The sequence below is a fragment of the Pantoea sp. LMR881 genome (genome assembly GCF_027157825.1).
Classification (GTDB): Bacteria; Pseudomonadota; Gammaproteobacteria; order Enterobacterales; family Enterobacteriaceae; genus Pantoea; species Pantoea haifensis.
In genome coordinates, this window is record NZ_JAPVOK010000002.1 from 808708 (window position 1) to 825739 (window position 17032).

Genomic DNA, 17032 nt, shown 5'->3' on the forward strand with positions numbered 1-17032 from the left:
TTAGTTCCCGTCGCGTATACTTTCTTTCATTCTTTTTGTTCTAAAAGTAAGGAAATTCTATGCGTGTTTTGGTTGTAGAAGATAATGCCCTGCTACGTCACCATCTCGCCGTACAATTACGTGAAATGGGTCATCAGGTAGATGCCGCCGAAGACGCCAAAGAGGCTGATTATTTCCTTCAGGAACATTTGCCGGATATTGCGCTGGTTGATTTGGGCTTGCCGGATGAAGATGGCATGTCGCTTATTCGCCGCTGGCGCAGTGATGCTGTACGTCAGCCGATCTTAGTGCTTACTGCACGTGAAGGCTGGCAGGCCAAGGTGGAGGCGCTTGAAGCGGGTGCTGACGATTATGTCACTAAGCCGTTTCATATTGAAGAAGTGGCAGCACGCCTGCAGGCACTGATGCGTCGCAACAGCGGTCATGCTTCGCAAATCATTGATATGACGCCATTTCAGGTTGATTTGTCACGACGCGAACTGGCTATTAACGAGCAGCCTGTCAAGCTTACCGCATTTGAATATACCATTGTTGAAACCTTAATCCGCAATGCAGGCAAAGTGGTTAGTAAAGACTCACTTATGCTACAACTCTATCCCGATGCAGAGCTGCGTGAAAGCCACACCATTGACGTGTTAATGGGACGCCTGCGTAAAAAAATCCTGGCGCTCTATCCCAACGAGGTTATCGCTACGGTACGCGGTCAGGGTTATCGCTTTGATCTGTAACCATGGCCTGGTTTAAACGTTACCGCCCTATTTCGCTACGCGCCCGCTTCTTACTGGCGTCAGCGGCCATTGTGCTGTTTCTGTCGCTCTCTTATGGCATGGTGGCGGTTATCGGTTATGTGGTGAGCTTCGATAAAAACACCTATCGCGTAATGCGCGGTGAAAGCAATTTGTTTTTTACCCTCGCCCAATGGCAAAACAATCAGCTCACCATCGCCCAACCGGAGCGCATGACGCTTAATTTTCCGACGCTGGTGTTTATTTATGATGAACACGGCAAACTGTTATGGCAGCAACGCGACGTACCGGATATTCGCAGCAAGATCCATCGGGACTGGCTACTGAAACCCGACTTCTATGAAATTGATACCAGTAATCGCACCAGCCTGGCAGCGATGGGAAACAACCTTTCAGCACAACGCCGCCTGCATGCCTGGGATACAGACAGCGATGATACATTTACCCACTCTGTAGCCGTAAACCGCTATGATGCGACCACGAATCTTCCTGCCCTGACCATTGTGGTCGTGGATTCAATACCTCAGGAGTTGCAACACTCTGATGTGGTCTGGTCGTGGTTCAGCTACGTTTTAGCCGCTAACCTGATATTGATCATTCCGCTATTATGGCTGGCTGCGCACTGGAGTTTACGCCCTATTCGCGATCTCACTCAGCAGGTGCGTGAGCTCGAAACCAGCCAGCGTGAAAATCTGGGAGACAATCCTCCCCAGGAGTTGCGCAGCCTGGTTCGCAACCTCAACCTGTTATTAACGAACGAACGTCAACGCTATATGCGCTATCGGACAACCCTGTCCGATCTCACCCACAGCCTGAAAACGCCGCTGGCCGTGCTACAGAGCACACTGCGCTCACTGCGCGGAGGCAAGGAGCTGACCATTGAAGAGGCTGAACCTGTGATGCTGGAACAAATCAGCCGTATCTCACAGCAGATTGGTTATTATTTGCATCGCGCCAGTATGCAGGCCGATCACAATCCTCTACAGCGCGATTTGCATTCAGTGTCTGGCTTGCTCGACAGCTTATGCTCCGCGTTAAATAAAGTTTATCAACGCAAAGGCGTAGCCATTACGCTGGACATTTCACCTGAACTGATCTTTGTCGGTGACCAGAATGACTTCATGGAAGTGCTGGGCAATGTGTTAGATAACGCCTGCAAATATTGTCTGGAGTTTATTGAAATCAGCGCCTATCAAAATGAAAAATCACTGCATATTTACATTGATGATGATGGTCCTGGCATTCCTGAAAGCAAACGCGATCTGATTTTTGTTCGGGGCCAGCGCGCCGATACGTTGCGTCCGGGACAAGGGCTGGGTCTGGCAGTGGCTCGCGACATTCTTGAACAATACGCAGGAAAAATCATCGCCTCGAACAGTGCGTCAGGCGGTGCTCGTATGGAAGTGATTTTTCAGCGCCAGGAAGTCGAATATCGTCGCGAGTAGAAAGGCGCGCGGGCTGTTATACTTGCTGGCATTTACAGCCCTAAGCGGAACCTTTTATGGACTATCAGCTCGATCTCAACTGGCCCGATTTTATTCAACGCTACTGGCAAAAACGCCCGGTCGTGTTAAAACGTGGTTTCAAAAATTTTATCGATCCCATTTCTCCTGATGAGCTGGCCGGGCTGGCGATGGAAAACGAAGTAGACAGCCGCCTGGTCAGCCAAAAAAATGGCAAATGGCAGGTCAGCCACGGTCCGTTTGAAAGCTACGATCATCTTGGTGAAAACGACTGGTCGTTGTTGGTTCAGGCGGTGAACAACTGGCATGAGCCTTCAGCAGCATTAATGCGACCATTTCGTTTTTTGCCCGACTGGCGCATTGATGATCTGATGATCTCTTTTGCCGTGCCAGGCGGTGGCGTTGGACCGCACCTCGATCAATACGATGTGTTTATTATTCAGGGTACAGGCCGTCGTCGCTGGCGCGTCGGTGAAAAGGTGCCCATGAAGCAACATTGTCCACACCCCGATTTGCTACAGGTTGAACCTTTCGACGCCATTATTGATGAAGAGATGGAACCAGGCGATATTCTTTATATTCCGCCAGGATTCCCACATGAAGGCTACTCGCTGGAAAACGCGCTCAACTATTCAGTTGGCTTCCGTGCGCCAAGTGGCCGTGAATTGATCAGCGGCTTTGCTGATTACGCCTTAGCAAATGAATTAGGCAGCTACCGCTATACCGATCCGGACGTCCCCTCACGCGATTGCCCTTCACAGATTTTACCGCAGGAAATTGAAGGTGTGCGTCAGGTGATGCTGGACGTGATTAACCAGCCGGAACATTTTGCGCGCTGGTTTGGCGAATTTATTTCGCAATCACGCCACGAGCTGGATGTTGCCCCACCGGAGCCACCTTACCAACCCGATGAAATTTACGATGCGCTGCAATCCGGTGATGTGCTTTCCCGTCTTGGGGGACTGCGCGTTTTGACGCTGGGTGACGCCGTTTATGTCAACGGTGAACGTGTTGAGTGCTCGCACCCGGAAGTGCTGACGGTATTAGCGCATCATCATGACATTTCACTGGAAGAGTTGGGTGATGCACTGGACGATCCGTCGGTATTAGCGCAGATCGCCGCGTTAGTGAATGCAGGTTACTGGTACTTCAGCGGCGAATAAGTCTTCGTGCAGGCTATCGTCCTCCTTGCTTCTCCAGCTTGAGGGAGAAGCAAGGCGCAACACGCTGCCCGCTCGCTAGTAGCCTTTGGCTGTATCCCCCTTTCTGCGGGGACAAGGGCGACGCGGCGGGCATTGCGCAGACGGCTTAACTCTGCTTCTGCCCCGCCAGTTCAGCCAGTCGCACGATCACCTTGACTGCCTGCGCCATAATATCCAGCGAAGCGAATTCATGTTTGCCGTGATAGTTATAGCCGCCGGTAAACAGATTCGGACAGGGCAACCCTTTCCACGACAGCGCCGAACCATCTGTCCCACCACGGATCGGTTTGACTTTAGGTTCAATGCCGCAGTCGCGCATCGCCTGTAGCGCCAAATCAATAATATGTGGGTACGGCTCAACCTTTTCACGCATGTTGCGATAGCTGTTAGTGATCTCCACTTTTACCGAACAATCGGGATGCAGCCCTTTAGTGATTTCCTGCGCAATATTTTCAAGGGTCTGTTTACGCTGCTCAAAGCTGTCCGTGTCAAAATCGCGAATGATATAAAGTAATTCGGCATTTTCTACCGTACCTTTCATCTGATGCAGATGGTAAAAACCCTCATAGCCATCAGTATATTGCGGCTTTTCATTCGCGGGAACCGCCATATGAAACTGCGTAGCCAGCTCAAGTGCATTTACCATTACCCCTTTTGCGCTGCCCGGATGCACATTGTTCCCGACGATTTTTACCGTCGCGGAGGCGGCATTGAAGTTTTCATACTCAAATTCGCCCAAATCGCTGCCGTCTACGGTATAAGCCCAGTCGGCAGCGAAGCCTTCGACGTCAAAATAGGATGTCCCGCGACCAATTTCTTCATCGGGCGTAAAGGCAACCCGAATCGCACCATGCGGGATATCACTTTGTGCCAGATGCGCCATCGCCGTCATGATTTCAGCAATACCCGCTTTATCATCTGCGCCTAACAGCGTTTTGCCATCGGTCGTAATCAGCGTATGACCGATAAGCTTATGCAGTATCGGGAACATCACCGGCGACAGCACTTCGTTGCCTTTGCCCAGTGCGATATCCCCTCCACGATAATTCTCAATGATTTGCGGCGTGACATTCTTCGCGGTGAAATCAGGTGAAGTATCCATATGCGAAATAAAGCCAATGACCGGCGTTGGCCAGTCAACATTGGCAGGAAGAGTGCCCATTACACAGCAGTGATCGCTCAACGTGACGTCGACAAAACCCAACGCCAGCAACTCTTCCTGTAACTGACGGGCAAGCGTCCACTGGCCTTCGCTGCTCGGCACCTGACGCGCCTGAGGTTTCGCCTGCGTTTCCACTGCCACATAACTTAAAAAGCGATCGAGTAACTGATCCATTTACCATCCTCAAAATTGCTGTCGTTATTATTAACAGACAAGCCAGACGCGATGCTGCGTCACACTATTATCAGACAGGTTAACGCTCTCTGGCTTGTTTCGGGAAGTCTATAAACGTAAAAAGCTGCTTTGCGTTCATTGTTTTGCGGCGAGTCTCCCAGCAACTTCAACAGACAGCCTTTTATCTTGCTTTATCGCTGGCAAAACATGGCATTGCTATATTTTTCAGGTATTATCCGGCCCTTCTTGCTGGCTGGCTGACATAAACAGCTATGCTGTAACCTGTTTGACTTTGACAGACTGAGACTAAAATGACGCAAACACGCGCACACCAGGCGCTGGTTACGCTTTCTGGCATCAGTAAAGCTTTCGATGGCAAATCCATCATTAAAGACTTCAACCTGACTATTCGTCACGGTGAGTTCATTACGCTGCTTGGCCCTTCTGGCTGTGGCAAAACAACCATTTTGCGCCTCATCGCAGGACTGGAACAGGCTGACAGCGGCCGCATTACGTTAGATAGCCGCGATATTACCGACACGCCTGCTGAACATCGTCATGTGAATACGGTGTTCCAAAGTTATGCGCTGTTTCCACATATGTCGGTATTTGAGAACGTCGCGTTTGGTTTGCGCATGCAGAAAACGCCCAACGCCGACATTACCACTCGCGTTAACGAAGCTCTGGCTATGGTGCAACTCGATGCGTTCGCCGATCGTCGTCCGCATCAATTATCAGGTGGCCAGCAGCAGCGTGTTGCGATTGCACGTGCAGTCGTCAATCGTCCTGAGGTGTTGTTACTGGATGAGTCGTTATCCGCCCTGGATTACAAATTGCGCCGACAGATGCAGAACGAGTTAAAAGCATTGCAGCGTAAACTCGGTATTACCTTTGTCTTTGTGACGCACGATCAGGAAGAGGCGCTGACGATGTCCGATCGTATCGTCGTGATGCGCAACGGCAACATTGAACAAGACGGCACCCCGCGGGAAATTTACGAAGAACCCAAAAATCTGTTTGTAGCGCGCTTCATCGGTGAAATTAACGTTTTTGATGCCGAGGTTGTTGCTACTGAAAACACGCCACTGATCCGTGCTCGCGTTGAAGGCCGTGAGTGTGACATTCATTGCCCTTTCCCGGTAAAAAAAGGCGACAGGCTGCACGTGATGCTGCGCCCGGAAGATTTACGCGTTGAAGAGATCCACGGCGACAGCGCCGTTGAGGGATTAATGGGTTATGTTCGCGAACGTAATTACAAAGGCATGACGCTGGAATCGACCGTCGAGCTGGAAAATGGCAAATTGGTAACGGTCAGTGAATTCTTTAATGAAGACGATCCCGATTTTGACCACTCGCTAAACCAGAAAATGGCGGTTAACTGGGTCGCCAGCTGGGAGGTAGTGCTGCCGTATGAAGCTGATGCGTAATCGTTTCCAGAAAAGTGTCGTTGCGCTGATTGTCGGCTGGTTGACGCTTTTTGTCTTTTTGCCCAACCTGATGATCATCGTCACCAGCTTTTTAACACGTGACGATGCGCATTTCGTCAGCACGGTATTTACCCTTAAAAATTACACTCGCCTGCTCGATCCGCTCTATGCCGAAGTGCTGCTGCACTCCCTTAATATGGCACTCATTGCCACTGCCTGCTGCTTACTGCTGGGATATCCGTTTGCCTGGTGTCTGGCTAAGTTGCCTGCCCGCATTCGGCCACTGATGCTGTTTTTATTGATTGTGCCCTTTTGGACCAACTCGCTGATCCGCATCTATGGCCTGAAAATTTTTCTCAGCACCCGCGGCTGGCTCAATGATTTTTTAACAGGCATTGGCCTGATCGATAAGCCTTTTCGCATTATGTATACACCCGAAGCGGTTATTCTCGGCCTGATTTATATCCTGTTGCCATTTATGGTGCTGCCACTCTATTCCAGTCTGGAAAAACTGGATAAAGCCTATCTGGAGGCGGCGCGCGATCTCGGGGCCAGCAAGGTGCAAACTTTTTTCCGCGTGATATTACCGCTGACCATGCCGGGAATCGTCGCCGGTTGTCTGCTGGTGCTGATTCCCGCTATGGGACTGTTTTATGTGGCCGATTTGATGGGCGGCGCGAAAAATTTGTTGATCGGGAATGTGATTAAAAGTCAGTTCCTGAATATTCGCGACTGGCCTTTTGGTGCCGCTACCAGCGTCGTCATGACCTTGCTAATGGGCCTGATGCTTCTGATTTACTGGCGCGCCGCGCGCCTGTTAAATAAAAATGTGGAGCTGGAATGATGGCGCGCTGGTTACGCGGCGGTTTTATGGCCGTCATATACGCCTGGTTTTATATTCCGATCATTATTTTGATCGTGAATTCGTTTAATGCATCGCGTTTTGGTATCAACTGGCAGGGCTTTAGCACGCAGTGGTATCGCCTGCTCGTGAATAACGACAGCCTGATTCAGGCAGCACAGCATTCGTTGATCATGGGGATACTCTCCGCCAGTTGCGCCACGCTTATCGGCTCTTTGACCGCAGTGGCGCTCTATCGTTACCGTTTTCGCGGTAAGCCTTTTGTCAGTGGCATGCTGTTTGTCGTAATGATGTCACCGGATATCGTTATGGCGATCTCGCTGTTGGTGCTGTTCATGTTACTCGGCATTTCACTTGGCTTTTGGTCTTTACTGTTCTCTCACATTACTTTCTGTTTACCGTTTGTGGTAATTACCGTTTATTCGCGACTGAAAGGTTTTGATGTGCGGATGCTAGAGGCAGCCAAAGATTTAGGTGCCAGCGAAACCACCATTCTGCGCAAGATCATTCTGCCGCTGGCCATGCCCGCCGTCGCAGCAGGCTGGCTACTCAGCTTTACGCTTTCAATGGATGATGTGGTGGTGTCGTCCTTTGTTACCGGACCGACATTTGAAATCCTGCCATTGAAAATTTATTCCATGGTCAAGGTCGGCGTGTCGCCAGAAGTTAATGCGCTCGCCACAATTTTGCTGCTGCTATCGTTGCTGTTAGTGGCTGGCAGCCAATGGTTGCTTCGTGAAAGAAACAAATAACAGAGGAAAAACAATGAAGAAATGGTCTCACTGGCTGGCGGCTGGGGCGCTGGCGCTGAGCATGCAGAGTGCGCAGGCTGACGATGGCAAAACACTCTATTTCTACAACTGGACCGAATACGTGCCGCCAGGGCTGCTTGAGCAGTTCACTAAAGAGACCGGCATTAAGGTGATCTATTCCACCTATGAATCCAACGAAAGCATGTACGCCAAGCTGAAAACCTGGAAAGATGGCGCGTATGATTTGGTTGTGCCTTCTACCTATTTCGTTGCCAAAATGCGTAATGAAGGGATGCTGCAGAAAATCGATAAATCTCAGCTGACGCATTTCAAAAATCTTGATCCCAATCTGTTAAATAAACCTTTCGATCCGAACAACGATTACTCCATCCCTTATATCTGGGGTGCAACCGCCATTGGCATCAACACGGATGAAATGGACCCAAACAGCGTCAGCAGTTGGGCCGATTTGTGGAAGCCGGAATATAAGCAGAGCCTGCTACTGACCGATGACGCACGCGAGGTGTTTCAGATGGCATTGCGCAAATTAGGCTACTCCGGTAACACGCGCGATCCCAAACAGATCGAAGCGGCTTACGAAGAGCTGAAAAAGCTGATGCCAAACGTGCTGGCGTTTAACTCAGATAATCCCGGCAATCCGTTTATGGAAGGTGAAGTTAATCTGGGCATGATCTGGAACGGTTCTGCCTATGTCGCCCGTCAGGCGGGTACACCGTTACAGGTTATCTGGCCAAAAGAAGGTGGGATTTTCTGGATGGATAACCTGGCCATTCCGGCTAATGCAAAAAACAAAGAGGGCGCACTTAAGCTTATCAACTTCCTGTTGCGTCCCGATGTCGCGGCAAAAGTAGCCGAAACGATTGGTTATCCGACACCGAACCTCGAGGCTAAAAAGTTACTGCCGAAAGTTGTTGCTGAAGATCCGTCACTCTACCCTTCTGCCGATGTGATCAAAAACGGTGAATGGCAAAATGATGTTGGCGAGGCCAGTGTGCAATACGAAACACTTTTCCAGAAACTAAAGGCAGGCCGTTAACCGGTAAGGGCGGCAGCGTGGCCGCCCTTGTTATTTGTAGAGCCCGCGCAGCAGGGTATGCAAAAATTCCGGTACGATTGCGCTCGCTAAACCGTAATGGCGTTCAGCAAATTCGTTGCCTACCTGACTGGGTTCCAGATTCAATTCAACCGTATGCGCGCCCTGCAACTTCGCCTCATGAACAAAGCCAGCGGCGGGATAAACGTGGCCTGAAGTGCCGATGGCAATAAACAGATCGGCCTTTTCCAGCGCATGATAGATCGTTTCCATGCCAATCGGCATTTCACCAAACCAGACGACATGGGGCCGTAATGCTGAAGGAAACTGGCAGCAGGTACAGCGATCGTCCATGGTCAGGTCACCTGTCCACTCAATCACCTGACCACTGGTGACACAACGCACTTTGAACAATTCACCATGCATATGCAGTACGCGTGTATTACCTGCTCGCTCATGCAAATTATCAATATTCTGCGTGATTAACTGAAAGTTGTCGCCTAACGCTAACTCCAGTTCAGCAAGTGCCTTATGCGCGGCGTTGGGCTGAATGTCTGGCTGCTGTAACTGTTGACGTCGGGAGTTATAAAACCGCTGCACCAGTGCCGGGTCACGCTGGAAGCCTTCTGGCGTGGCAACATCTTCTACGTGATGTTCTTCCCATAACCCGTCTGCGGCACGGAAAGTACGGATGCCTGATTCGGCTGAGATACCGGCTCCGGTCAGAACAACTACATGAGGCAATGGATGGGCAGCCAGTTCAGCCTGCCGATCGCGCTCAAAAATACGTTGGCGAAAGCGTTGATGCACTTTTCGCCGGGTCTTTTGAGCCGGGCAAGTCGTAAGCGTCGACGGGGTGTGCGCATAAAGGCTCCTTGTACGGCGGCTTCGGCGAGCCGCTTTAGAGGGGGGCGTAAGGCCCGATGATAACGGTTGCGCATGACAGTGCCATGCAGCAGAGCCCGAAAATGTGCGCGGCGCTCAGTAATCCTTTCACGCCGCGTCAGTTAAACGCTTATTGTCCGCTTAATACCCGTGCCGGATCGATACGGCTGGCGCGTCTGGCCGGATACCAGCTTGCGACCAGGCTCAGAACGATAGCAGTAATCAGTACCGAAAATACATCCAGCCAGTGCAATTCAGAGGGCAGGAAATCGATAAAATAGATATCGCCCGCCAGTAAATGATGGCCGGTGATATGCTCCAGCCCCTGCACCAGAGTGGTGAGGTTTAAGGCCACCAGAACACCAATCACTACCCCGCTGACGCTACCAAGCAACCCTGCCAGCAAGCCATACCAGATAAAAATAGCGCGAATCAGACGATCTTTGGCTCCCAGCGTACGCAATACCGCAATATCGCTGCTCTTGTCCTTCACCGCCATCACCAGCGTTGAGACAATGTTGAAGCAGGCAACACCGATGACCAGCACCATCGCCAGATACATAATGGCGCGGATCATTTGAATGTCGCGATACATGTAGCCATATGTCCCAATCCAGCTGCGAATATAGACATACGAATGTGTCGCTTCACCCGCATCACGCACCAGTTTCACTGCGCTGAACGGATCGGTCATCTTCAGGGCAATCCCGGTCACGCTGCTGCCCATATCCAGATATTTTTGCGCATCGGCTAACGGCACCAGCGCCAGACTATGATCAAGCATGCCGCTAAGTTGCAAAATACCGCTGACCTGCAAACGCACCCGTTTCGGCTGTAGTAGCTTGCTGCCCCCTTCATTATTGGGGATCATGACGGTGATCCAGTCGCCCTGCTTAACGTTAAGCGACCGCGCAATTCCGCCACCCAAAATGATTTGCTGTTTACCGGCGGCAAAGGTTGACCAGGCATTACCGGCAACAAAACGCGGTAAGGCACTCAGGCGCGGTTCCTGCGCGGGATCGACCCCTTTAACCTGCAAGGCCTGTAACTTTGCGCCACTTTCAATCAGCCCGGTAAAGTTGACATAAGGCGCAGCAGCAGCGATACCCGGCACTTGCTCAATCGGCGCGATCATTGACTGCCAGCGATTAAAAGGCTGATTTACCGCCTCGATTTCGCCATGCGGCACAACCGCCAGAATACGGTTATTGAGTTCGCGCTCGAAACCGTTCATCGCGCTCAGACCGATAATTAATACTGCCACTCCGAGTGCAATCCCGATGGTGGAGATAATCGAAATGAGCGACACCATACCGCCGCGACGACGTCCGCGGCTAAAACGCAACCCTAACAGCAGCGATAGCGAAGAGCCCATTACACCGCTCCCGCAAAGGTCAGTTGATCGCTCAACTGCCCGTCACGCATTTCCATCTGACGCGACATACGCTTCGCCAGGTGCAGATCGTGTGTCACCACCAGAAATGCCGTACCCTGGCGCACATTCAGTTCGCCCAGCAGTTCAAAAATAGCGTCAGCATTGCGCGCATCGAGATTACCAGTAGGTTCATCGGCCATCACCAGACGTGGATTGTTGACCAGCGCACGGGCAATGGCGACGCGCTGACGCTCACCGCCAGAAAGTTCAGAAGGTCGATGAGCAGCGCGATGATCCAGGCCCACCGCTTTGAGCATTTCATGAGCGCGCGCTTGCGCCTCGGCTTTACCGCTTTTGCCTATTAGCAGAGGCATCGCTACGTTTTCCAGTGCGCTGAAATCGGGCAGCAGATGGTGAAACTGATAGATAAAGCCCAGTTCGCGGTTGCGTAATTCAGCTTTTGCTGAAGAAGACATGCCATTCAGCGATTTGCCATCAAATACCACCTCGCCTGAGGTCGGTGCGTCCAGGCCACCCAGCAGATGCAACAAGGTACTTTTACCTGACCCCGAGCTGCCGACAATAGCCATCAGTTCGCCCGGTTGCAGACTGAAGGTCACATTGCGCAGCACGTCAGTCTGCACACTGCCTTCCTGATAGCGTTTGCACAGATCGCGACACTGCAACAAAGGAGAGTTACTCATAACGTAAAGCCTCAGCGGGTTGAACGGCGGCAGCGCGCCAGGAAGGATAAAGCGTAGAAAGCAACGCAACGATCATCGCGCTGAGGGCGATGGTTACGACTTGCCACAGATTAATGTCTACCGGTAACGCTGCGCCATCCAGGAACAGACCGATCACCGGCATTAAATTATTCAGCTGGCTGGCCAGTAATACGCCAAGCAGCGTTCCTGACAGCGTACCGATAATTCCGGCACTGGCACCCTGCACCATAAATACCGCCACAATTTGGCGACGCGTCAGGCCCTGGGTTTGCAGAATCGCAACTTCGCCCTGCTTTTCCATAATCAGCAAGCCCAGCGAGGTAATAATGTTAAACGCGGCAACGGCAATAATCAGGCTGAGCAGCAGCCCCATCATATTTTTTTCCATGCGCACCGCCTGGAAAAGGTCACCTTTGCGCTCGCGCCAGTCTTTCCAAACCATGCCGGAGGGTAATGCTTGCTGGCTAAGCGTATCAACGTCCAGCGGTTTATCCAGCCACAGACGCCAGCCGGTGATATTTCCCGCCGGATAGCGCATCACGCGCGAAGCATCCTGTTGATTAACAAGAATTTGATACCCATCGACTTCGCTATTCGCAGCATAAGTACCGGCAACGGTAAACAGACGCTGGCTTGGCACACGGCCCATTGGGGTAAACTGACTGACCGAAGGCACCATCAAACGCAGCTGGTCGCCACGTTTAACCCCTAACTGGTTAGCCAGTTGCTCGCCGAGAATGACGTTATATTGGCCCGTCTGCAGCACGCTCTGTGGCGTATTCACCAGAAAAGGTGTCAGTGGATCGTGTTCATCCGGCGTAATGCCTAACATGACGCCCACCGAAACGCTGTGCGCGCTCTGTAACACCACGTCGGCGGTGGTCAGTGGCGCAACGCGACGAATACCCTGCAACTGCAGGCTCGATGCCGGTTGCTGTTGCGGATTGATACTGCCCTTTTCACTGGTCACCAGTGCCTGGGGCATTAAACCGAGGATATTGCCCTCCAGCTCACGTTCGAAGCCGTTCATTACCGACAACACGGTAACCAGGGCTAACACGCCGAGCGTGATACCAATGGTAGAAAGCCAGGAGACAAAGCGACCAAAGCGATCCGATGCTCGTCCGCGCATGTAACGCAGACCGATAAATAGCGCGACAGGTTGATACATGAAATCCAATGAGCAGTTGCCTGAAAATGTAGTGGGATGATAAAGGAGCCGCCTGCTTTATGAAACCTCTAACCCTCTGAGTCTGCGGCAAAGTTGCGTCAGAATGCGTCAATACAACCCGCAATCCATAAATATGCGACAAAAAAATGACGCTTTTTGTACGATTATTCAGCTAACAACGCGGTAGACTACAATTATTAAGACGATAAGAAGTTCAGTATCGCGCAGAAGTAAGAGGTAGCAGCCATGTTCAAATTTCCCAAAGGCAGTATTGTGAAGCACAAATCAGGGGAGATCAGAGGCGAAGTGGTTAACGTCTTTGAGCAAGGAGATGCGCCAACCGGATACTACGTGAAGTGGGACGACGGCAATCACAGTTATCACCTTGAAGGCGATCTGTGCTGGGCCAATATTGACCGACCACGTATGCACTACACACAGCAATCTACTAAATAAAGCCCACTCAGAGGCGAAGCGACAGTAAAATTCTGCCGCAGAGGTGCTCCCCTTGGCGTAATATGGAATGATTACGCCTTGGTAAAAATGGAGAAACCTCGAGATCTTATGTCCGAACAGACTCGCTATACCCTGCCCGTAAAATCTGGCGATCAGCGCCAACTCGGTCAGTTGATCGGTGCCGCACATGCGGTCGAGTGTGCCAGTATCACCGAGCGCCATTCGGGTCCGGTGCTGATGATTACCCCTGATACGCAAACGGCTTTGCGCTTGCTGGATGAAATTCGTCAGTTTACCGATCTGCCGGTTAGCCATCTTGCCGACTGGGAAACGTTGCCTTATGACAGCTTTTCTCCACATCAGGACATTATCTCGGCGCGCCTTTCTACGCTTTATCAACTACCCGGCCTGCAACGCGGCATGTTGATTTTGCCGGTCAACACGTTAATGCAGCGCGTCTGTCCGCACAGTTTTTTGCACGGTCATGCATTAGTGATGAAGCAGGGCCAAAAACTGTCGCGCGATCGCCTGCGCGATCAGCTGGAACAAGCCGGTTATCGTCATGTTGATCAGGTAATGGAACATGGCGAATACGCAACGCGCGGCGCGCTGCTTGATCTCTTTCCGATGGGCAGCGACCAGCCCTATCGCATCGATTTTTTCGATGATGAAATCGACAGCCTGCGCCTGTTTGATGTTGACAGCCAGCGCACGCTGGAAGCGGTGCCCGCGATCAATCTGCTTCCCGCTCGTGAATTTCCCAGTGATAAAGCGGCTATTGAGCTGTTTCGCAGTCGCTGGCGTGAAACCTTTGATGTTCGCCGTGAGGCGGAGCACGTTTACCAGCAAGTCAGTAAAGGCACCTTGCCTGCCGGGATCGAATACTGGCAGCCGCTGTTTTTTGATCAGCCGCTGCCAACGCTGTTTAGTTATTTACCTGATAATACGCTGATCGTTAACTGTGGCGATTTGGAAGGCAGCGCCACACGGTTTTGGCAGGACGCTAATGCGCGCTATGAAAACCGGCGTGTCGATCCTATGCGCCCTTTGCTGGAACCCGTCACGCTGTGGCTGCGTCCGGACGCATTAATGGGCGAATTAAAAGCCTGGCCACGTGTGCAGATGACCCACGACGTGCTGCCTGAAAAAGCTGCCAATACCAACCTTGGCTACCAGCCGCTGCCTGATTTAACCGTACAGGCCCAGGCCAAAGCGCCGCTGGACCATCTGCGGCAGTTTCTTGAACAGTTCAACGGTGCCGTTACCTTTTCGGTCGAAAGTGAAGGCCGCCGTGAAAGCCTGCAAGAGTTACTGGCGCGCATCAAGCTACGCCCGCAGGCAGTGCATCGCCTGGACGAGGCGCGTGATGAGCGTTTTACGCTAATGATTGGTGCCAGCGAGCGCGGATTCATCGATACGCAGGCGAATCGCGCGCTGATTTGTGAAAGCGACTTGCTTGGTGAACGCGTTAGTCGACGCCGCCAGGATACGCGCCGCACCATTAATCCTGATGTCCTGATCCGTAACCTGGCTGAGCTTCACCCGGGTCAGCCCGTGGTGCATCTTGAACACGGCGTAGGACGCTATATCGGCCTGACAACACTCGAAGCGGGCGGCATTCAGGCTGAATATCTGATGCTCTCCTATGCAAATGACGCCAAACTCTATGTGCCAGTCTCATCGCTGCATCTGATTAGCCGCTATGCGGGTGGCGCAGATGAGAATGCACCGCTGCATAAACTGGGCAGCGATGCGTGGTCACGGGCTCGACAAAAAGCCGCCGAGAAAGTACGCGACGTCGCCGCAGAACTGCTGGATATCTATGCCCAGCGAGCCGCTAAAACCGGTTACGCTTTCAAACACAATCGCGAACAGTATCAACTGTTTTGTGAAAGTTTTCCCTTTGATACCACGCCCGATCAGTCGCAGGCCATCAATGCGGTGTTGAGCGACATGTGTCAGCCCCTGGCGATGGATCGTCTGGTGTGCGGTGATGTCGGCTTCGGTAAAACCGAAGTTGCGATGCGTGCCGCCTTCCTGGCCGTTGAGAACAACAAGCAGGTGGCGGTACTGGTACCCACCACGCTGCTGGCGCAACAGCATTATGATAACTTCCGCGATCGCTTTGCTAACTGGCCGGTACGGATAGAAATGCTGTCACGCTTCCGTACCGCCAAAGAGCAGGCACAGGTTCTGGAACAGGCCAGCGAAGGCAAAATCGATATTTTGATTGGTACGCATAAGCTGCTGATGAGCGATTTGAAGTGGCGCGATCTGGGCCTGCTGATTGTTGATGAAGAGCACCGCTTTGGTGTACGGCATAAAGAACGCATCAAGGCGATGCGCGCTGATGTTGATATTCTGACGCTCACTGCCACGCCGATCCCGCGCACCCTGAATATGGCAATGAGCGGCATGCGCGATTTATCCATTATCGCTACACCGCCTGCGCGCCGTCTGGCGGTAAAAACCTTTGTGCGTGAGTTTGATAATCTGGTCATTCGCGAGGCGATTCTGCGTGAAATTCTGCGTGGTGGACAGGTTTATTATTTGTATAACGACGTTGAAAATATTGATAAAGCGGCACAGCGTCTGGCGGATTTAGTGCCGGAAGCGCGCGTGGCAATTGGTCACGGCCAGATGCGCGAGCGCGATTTGGAACGGGTGATGAATGACTTCCATCATCAACGTTTTAACGTGCTGGTCTGCACCACAATTATTGAAACCGGTATCGATATCCCGACTGCCAATACCATTATTATCGAACGTGCCGATCATTTTGGTCTGGCTCAGCTGCACCAGCTGCGCGGACGCGTGGGCCGTTCGCACCATCAGGCGTATGCCTGGTTGTTGACGCCGCCGCCAAAAGCGATGACGACTGATGCTCAGAAACGCCTCGAAGCGATTGCTTCACTGGAAGATTTAGGCGCCGGTTTTGCCCTGGCAACACACGATCTGGAGATACGCGGAGCGGGCGAATTGCTGGGTGAAGAGCAGAGCGGGCAGATGGAAACGCTGGGCTTTTCGCTTTATATGGAGCTGTTAGAAAACGCTGTAGATGCACTGAAAGCGGGCCGTGAACCTTCGCTGGAAGATCTTACCAGTAACCAGACTGAAGTAGAGTTGCGCATGCCTGCCCTGTTGCCCGAGGATTTTATCCCGGACGTTAACACCCGTTTGTCACTCTATAAGCGTATCGCCAGCGCCGAAGGCGAAGATGAATTGCAGGAGTTGAAGGTGGAGATGATTGACCGCTTTGGCCTGCTGCCGGATGCAGCGCGCAATCTGCTTGATATTGCAGCATTACGTCTGAAGGCGCGACTGCTGGGCGTACGAAAAATTGAAGCGAGCGACAAAGGCGGTTTCTTTGATTTTGCAGCGCAAAACAGTGTGGATCCGGCATGGCTGATCGGGTTGCTACAAAAGATCCAAAACAGTGGAAGCTGGATGGCCCGACGCGGTTGCGCTTCACCCGCGATCTGACGGAAAGGAAAGTGCGGATGGAATGGGTTCAGGGGTTCGTAAACCAGCTGGCTGAAAACCAGGTTTAATTGTGTCAGTTGTCCTCATTCCCTGGC

12 protein-coding genes and 2 pseudogenes are annotated in these 17032 nt (G+C 51.9%); 9 read left to right on the top strand and 5 right to left on the bottom strand.

Annotation, left to right across the window (positions count from 1 at the left end; translation table 11 throughout):
* The first annotated feature begins 59 nt into the window (after positions 1–59).
* Genes phoP through O3W44_RS05640 form a run of 3 tightly spaced genes read left to right on the top strand, consistent with a single transcriptional unit; the run spans position 60 to position 3372 of the window.
* Positions 60–728 (top strand): two-component system response regulator PhoP, encoded by a 669-nt coding sequence (gene phoP / locus O3W44_RS05630; RefSeq protein ID WP_269292305.1) that lies wholly within the window; start codon positions 60–62, stop codon positions 726–728.
* A 2-nt stretch (positions 729–730) separates the two neighbouring features.
* Complete coding sequence (phoQ, locus tag O3W44_RS05635; RefSeq protein ID WP_269292306.1) at positions 731–2191, top strand: two-component system sensor histidine kinase PhoQ; 1461 nt, start codon at positions 731–733, stop codon at positions 2189–2191.
* Positions 2192–2247: 56 nt separating this feature from the next.
* Entirely contained in the window at positions 2248–3372 is a 1125-nt protein-coding gene (locus O3W44_RS05640; protein ID WP_269292307.1) for a ribosomal protein uL16 3-hydroxylase, read from the top strand.
* A 145-nt stretch (positions 3373–3517) separates the two neighbouring features.
* Here O3W44_RS05640 and pepT read toward each other — a convergent pair whose 3' ends face one another.
* Positions 3518–4747, bottom strand: a complete 1230-nt coding sequence (pepT, locus tag O3W44_RS05645; RefSeq protein WP_269292308.1) for a peptidase T — start codon at positions 4745–4747, stop codon at positions 3518–3520.
* Positions 4748–5058: 311 nt separating this feature from the next.
* On the opposite strand from pepT, the gene potA reads away from it, so the two are divergent.
* Genes potA through potD form a run of 4 tightly spaced genes read left to right on the top strand, consistent with a single transcriptional unit; the run spans position 5059 to position 8845 of the window.
* The gene (gene potA, locus O3W44_RS05650) at positions 5059–6174 is read left to right on the top strand and encodes a spermidine/putrescine ABC transporter ATP-binding protein PotA (protein WP_269292309.1); all 1116 of its coding nucleotides are present in this window, start codon (positions 5059–5061) and stop codon (positions 6172–6174) included.
* Positions 6158–7018, top strand: a complete 861-nt coding sequence (gene potB, locus O3W44_RS05655; protein ID WP_442954611.1) for a spermidine/putrescine ABC transporter permease PotB — start codon at positions 6158–6160, stop codon at positions 7016–7018. The genes potA and potB overlap by 17 nt, the downstream gene beginning before the upstream one ends.
* Positions 7015–7788, top strand: a complete 774-nt coding sequence (potC, locus tag O3W44_RS05660) for a spermidine/putrescine ABC transporter permease PotC (RefSeq protein WP_269292310.1) — start codon at positions 7015–7017, stop codon at positions 7786–7788. Before potB ends, potC begins: the two co-directional genes overlap by 4 nt.
* A gap of 13 nt (positions 7789–7801) precedes the next feature.
* Positions 7802–8845, top strand: a complete 1044-nt coding sequence (gene potD / locus O3W44_RS05665; protein WP_269292311.1) for a spermidine/putrescine ABC transporter substrate-binding protein PotD — start codon at positions 7802–7804, stop codon at positions 8843–8845.
* Between the two features lie 30 nt (positions 8846–8875).
* On the opposite strand, the pseudogene cobB reads toward potD, so the two are convergent.
* From cobB to lolC, 4 genes and pseudogenes are all read right to left on the bottom strand, one after another.
* A pseudogene (cobB, locus tag O3W44_RS05670) lies at positions 8876–9708 on the bottom strand (Sir2 family NAD+-dependent deacetylase).
* A 149-nt stretch (positions 9709–9857) separates the two neighbouring features.
* Positions 9858–11102, bottom strand: coding sequence for a lipoprotein-releasing ABC transporter permease subunit LolE (gene lolE / locus O3W44_RS05675; RefSeq protein WP_269292312.1), 1245 nt, complete (start codon positions 11100–11102; stop codon positions 9858–9860).
* Positions 11102–11806 carry a lipoprotein-releasing ABC transporter ATP-binding protein LolD gene (lolD, locus tag O3W44_RS05680; RefSeq protein WP_269292313.1) on the bottom strand — a complete coding sequence of 235 codons (705 nt, stop codon included), beginning with the start codon at positions 11804–11806 and terminating at the stop codon, positions 11102–11104. Before lolD ends, lolE begins: the two co-directional genes overlap by 1 nt.
* Positions 11799–12998 carry a lipoprotein-releasing ABC transporter permease subunit LolC gene (lolC, locus tag O3W44_RS05685; protein ID WP_269292314.1) on the bottom strand — a complete coding sequence of 400 codons (1200 nt, stop codon included), beginning with the start codon at positions 12996–12998 and terminating at the stop codon, positions 11799–11801. The genes lolD and lolC overlap by 8 nt, the downstream gene beginning before the upstream one ends.
* A gap of 246 nt (positions 12999–13244) precedes the next feature.
* Here lolC and O3W44_RS05690 point away from each other — a divergent pair, with 246 nt between their 5' ends.
* Both O3W44_RS05690 and mfd read left to right on the top strand, forming a co-directional pair.
* On the top strand, positions 13245–13454 hold the full coding sequence (locus O3W44_RS05690) for a hypothetical protein (protein ID WP_269292315.1): 210 nt from the start codon (positions 13245–13247) through the stop codon (positions 13452–13454).
* Positions 13455–13562: 108 nt separating this feature from the next.
* A pseudogene (mfd, locus tag O3W44_RS05695) lies at positions 13563–17005 on the top strand (transcription-repair coupling factor).
* Positions 17006–17032 lie beyond the last annotated feature (27 nt).

Bases quoted from the DNA above. Each gene is read 5' to 3' on its own strand.
- phoP (WP_269292305.1), top strand. From the start codon at position 60: ATGCGTGTTTTGGTTGTAGAAGATAATGCCCTGCTACGTCACCATCTC.
- phoQ (WP_269292306.1), top strand. From the start codon at position 731: ATGGCCTGGTTTAAACGTTACCGCCCTATTTCGCTACGCGCCCGCTTC.
- O3W44_RS05640 (WP_269292307.1), top strand. From the start codon at position 2,248: ATGGACTATCAGCTCGATCTCAACTGGCCCGATTTTATTCAACGCTAC.
- pepT (WP_269292308.1), bottom strand. From the start codon at position 4,747: ATGGATCAGTTACTCGATCGCTTTTTAAGTTATGTGGCAGTGGAAACG.
- potA (WP_269292309.1), top strand. From the start codon at position 5,059: ATGACGCAAACACGCGCACACCAGGCGCTGGTTACGCTTTCTGGCATC.
- potB (WP_442954611.1), top strand. From the start codon at position 6,158: ATGAAGCTGATGCGTAATCGTTTCCAGAAAAGTGTCGTTGCGCTGATT.
- potC (WP_269292310.1), top strand. From the start codon at position 7,015: ATGATGGCGCGCTGGTTACGCGGCGGTTTTATGGCCGTCATATACGCC.
- potD (WP_269292311.1), top strand. From the start codon at position 7,802: ATGAAGAAATGGTCTCACTGGCTGGCGGCTGGGGCGCTGGCGCTGAGC.
- lolE (WP_269292312.1), bottom strand. From the start codon at position 11,102: ATGGGCTCTTCGCTATCGCTGCTGTTAGGGTTGCGTTTTAGCCGCGGA.
- lolD (WP_269292313.1), bottom strand. From the start codon at position 11,806: ATGAGTAACTCTCCTTTGTTGCAGTGTCGCGATCTGTGCAAACGCTAT.
- lolC (WP_269292314.1), bottom strand. From the start codon at position 12,998: ATGTATCAACCTGTCGCGCTATTTATCGGTCTGCGTTACATGCGCGGA.
- O3W44_RS05690 (WP_269292315.1), top strand. From the start codon at position 13,245: ATGTTCAAATTTCCCAAAGGCAGTATTGTGAAGCACAAATCAGGGGAG.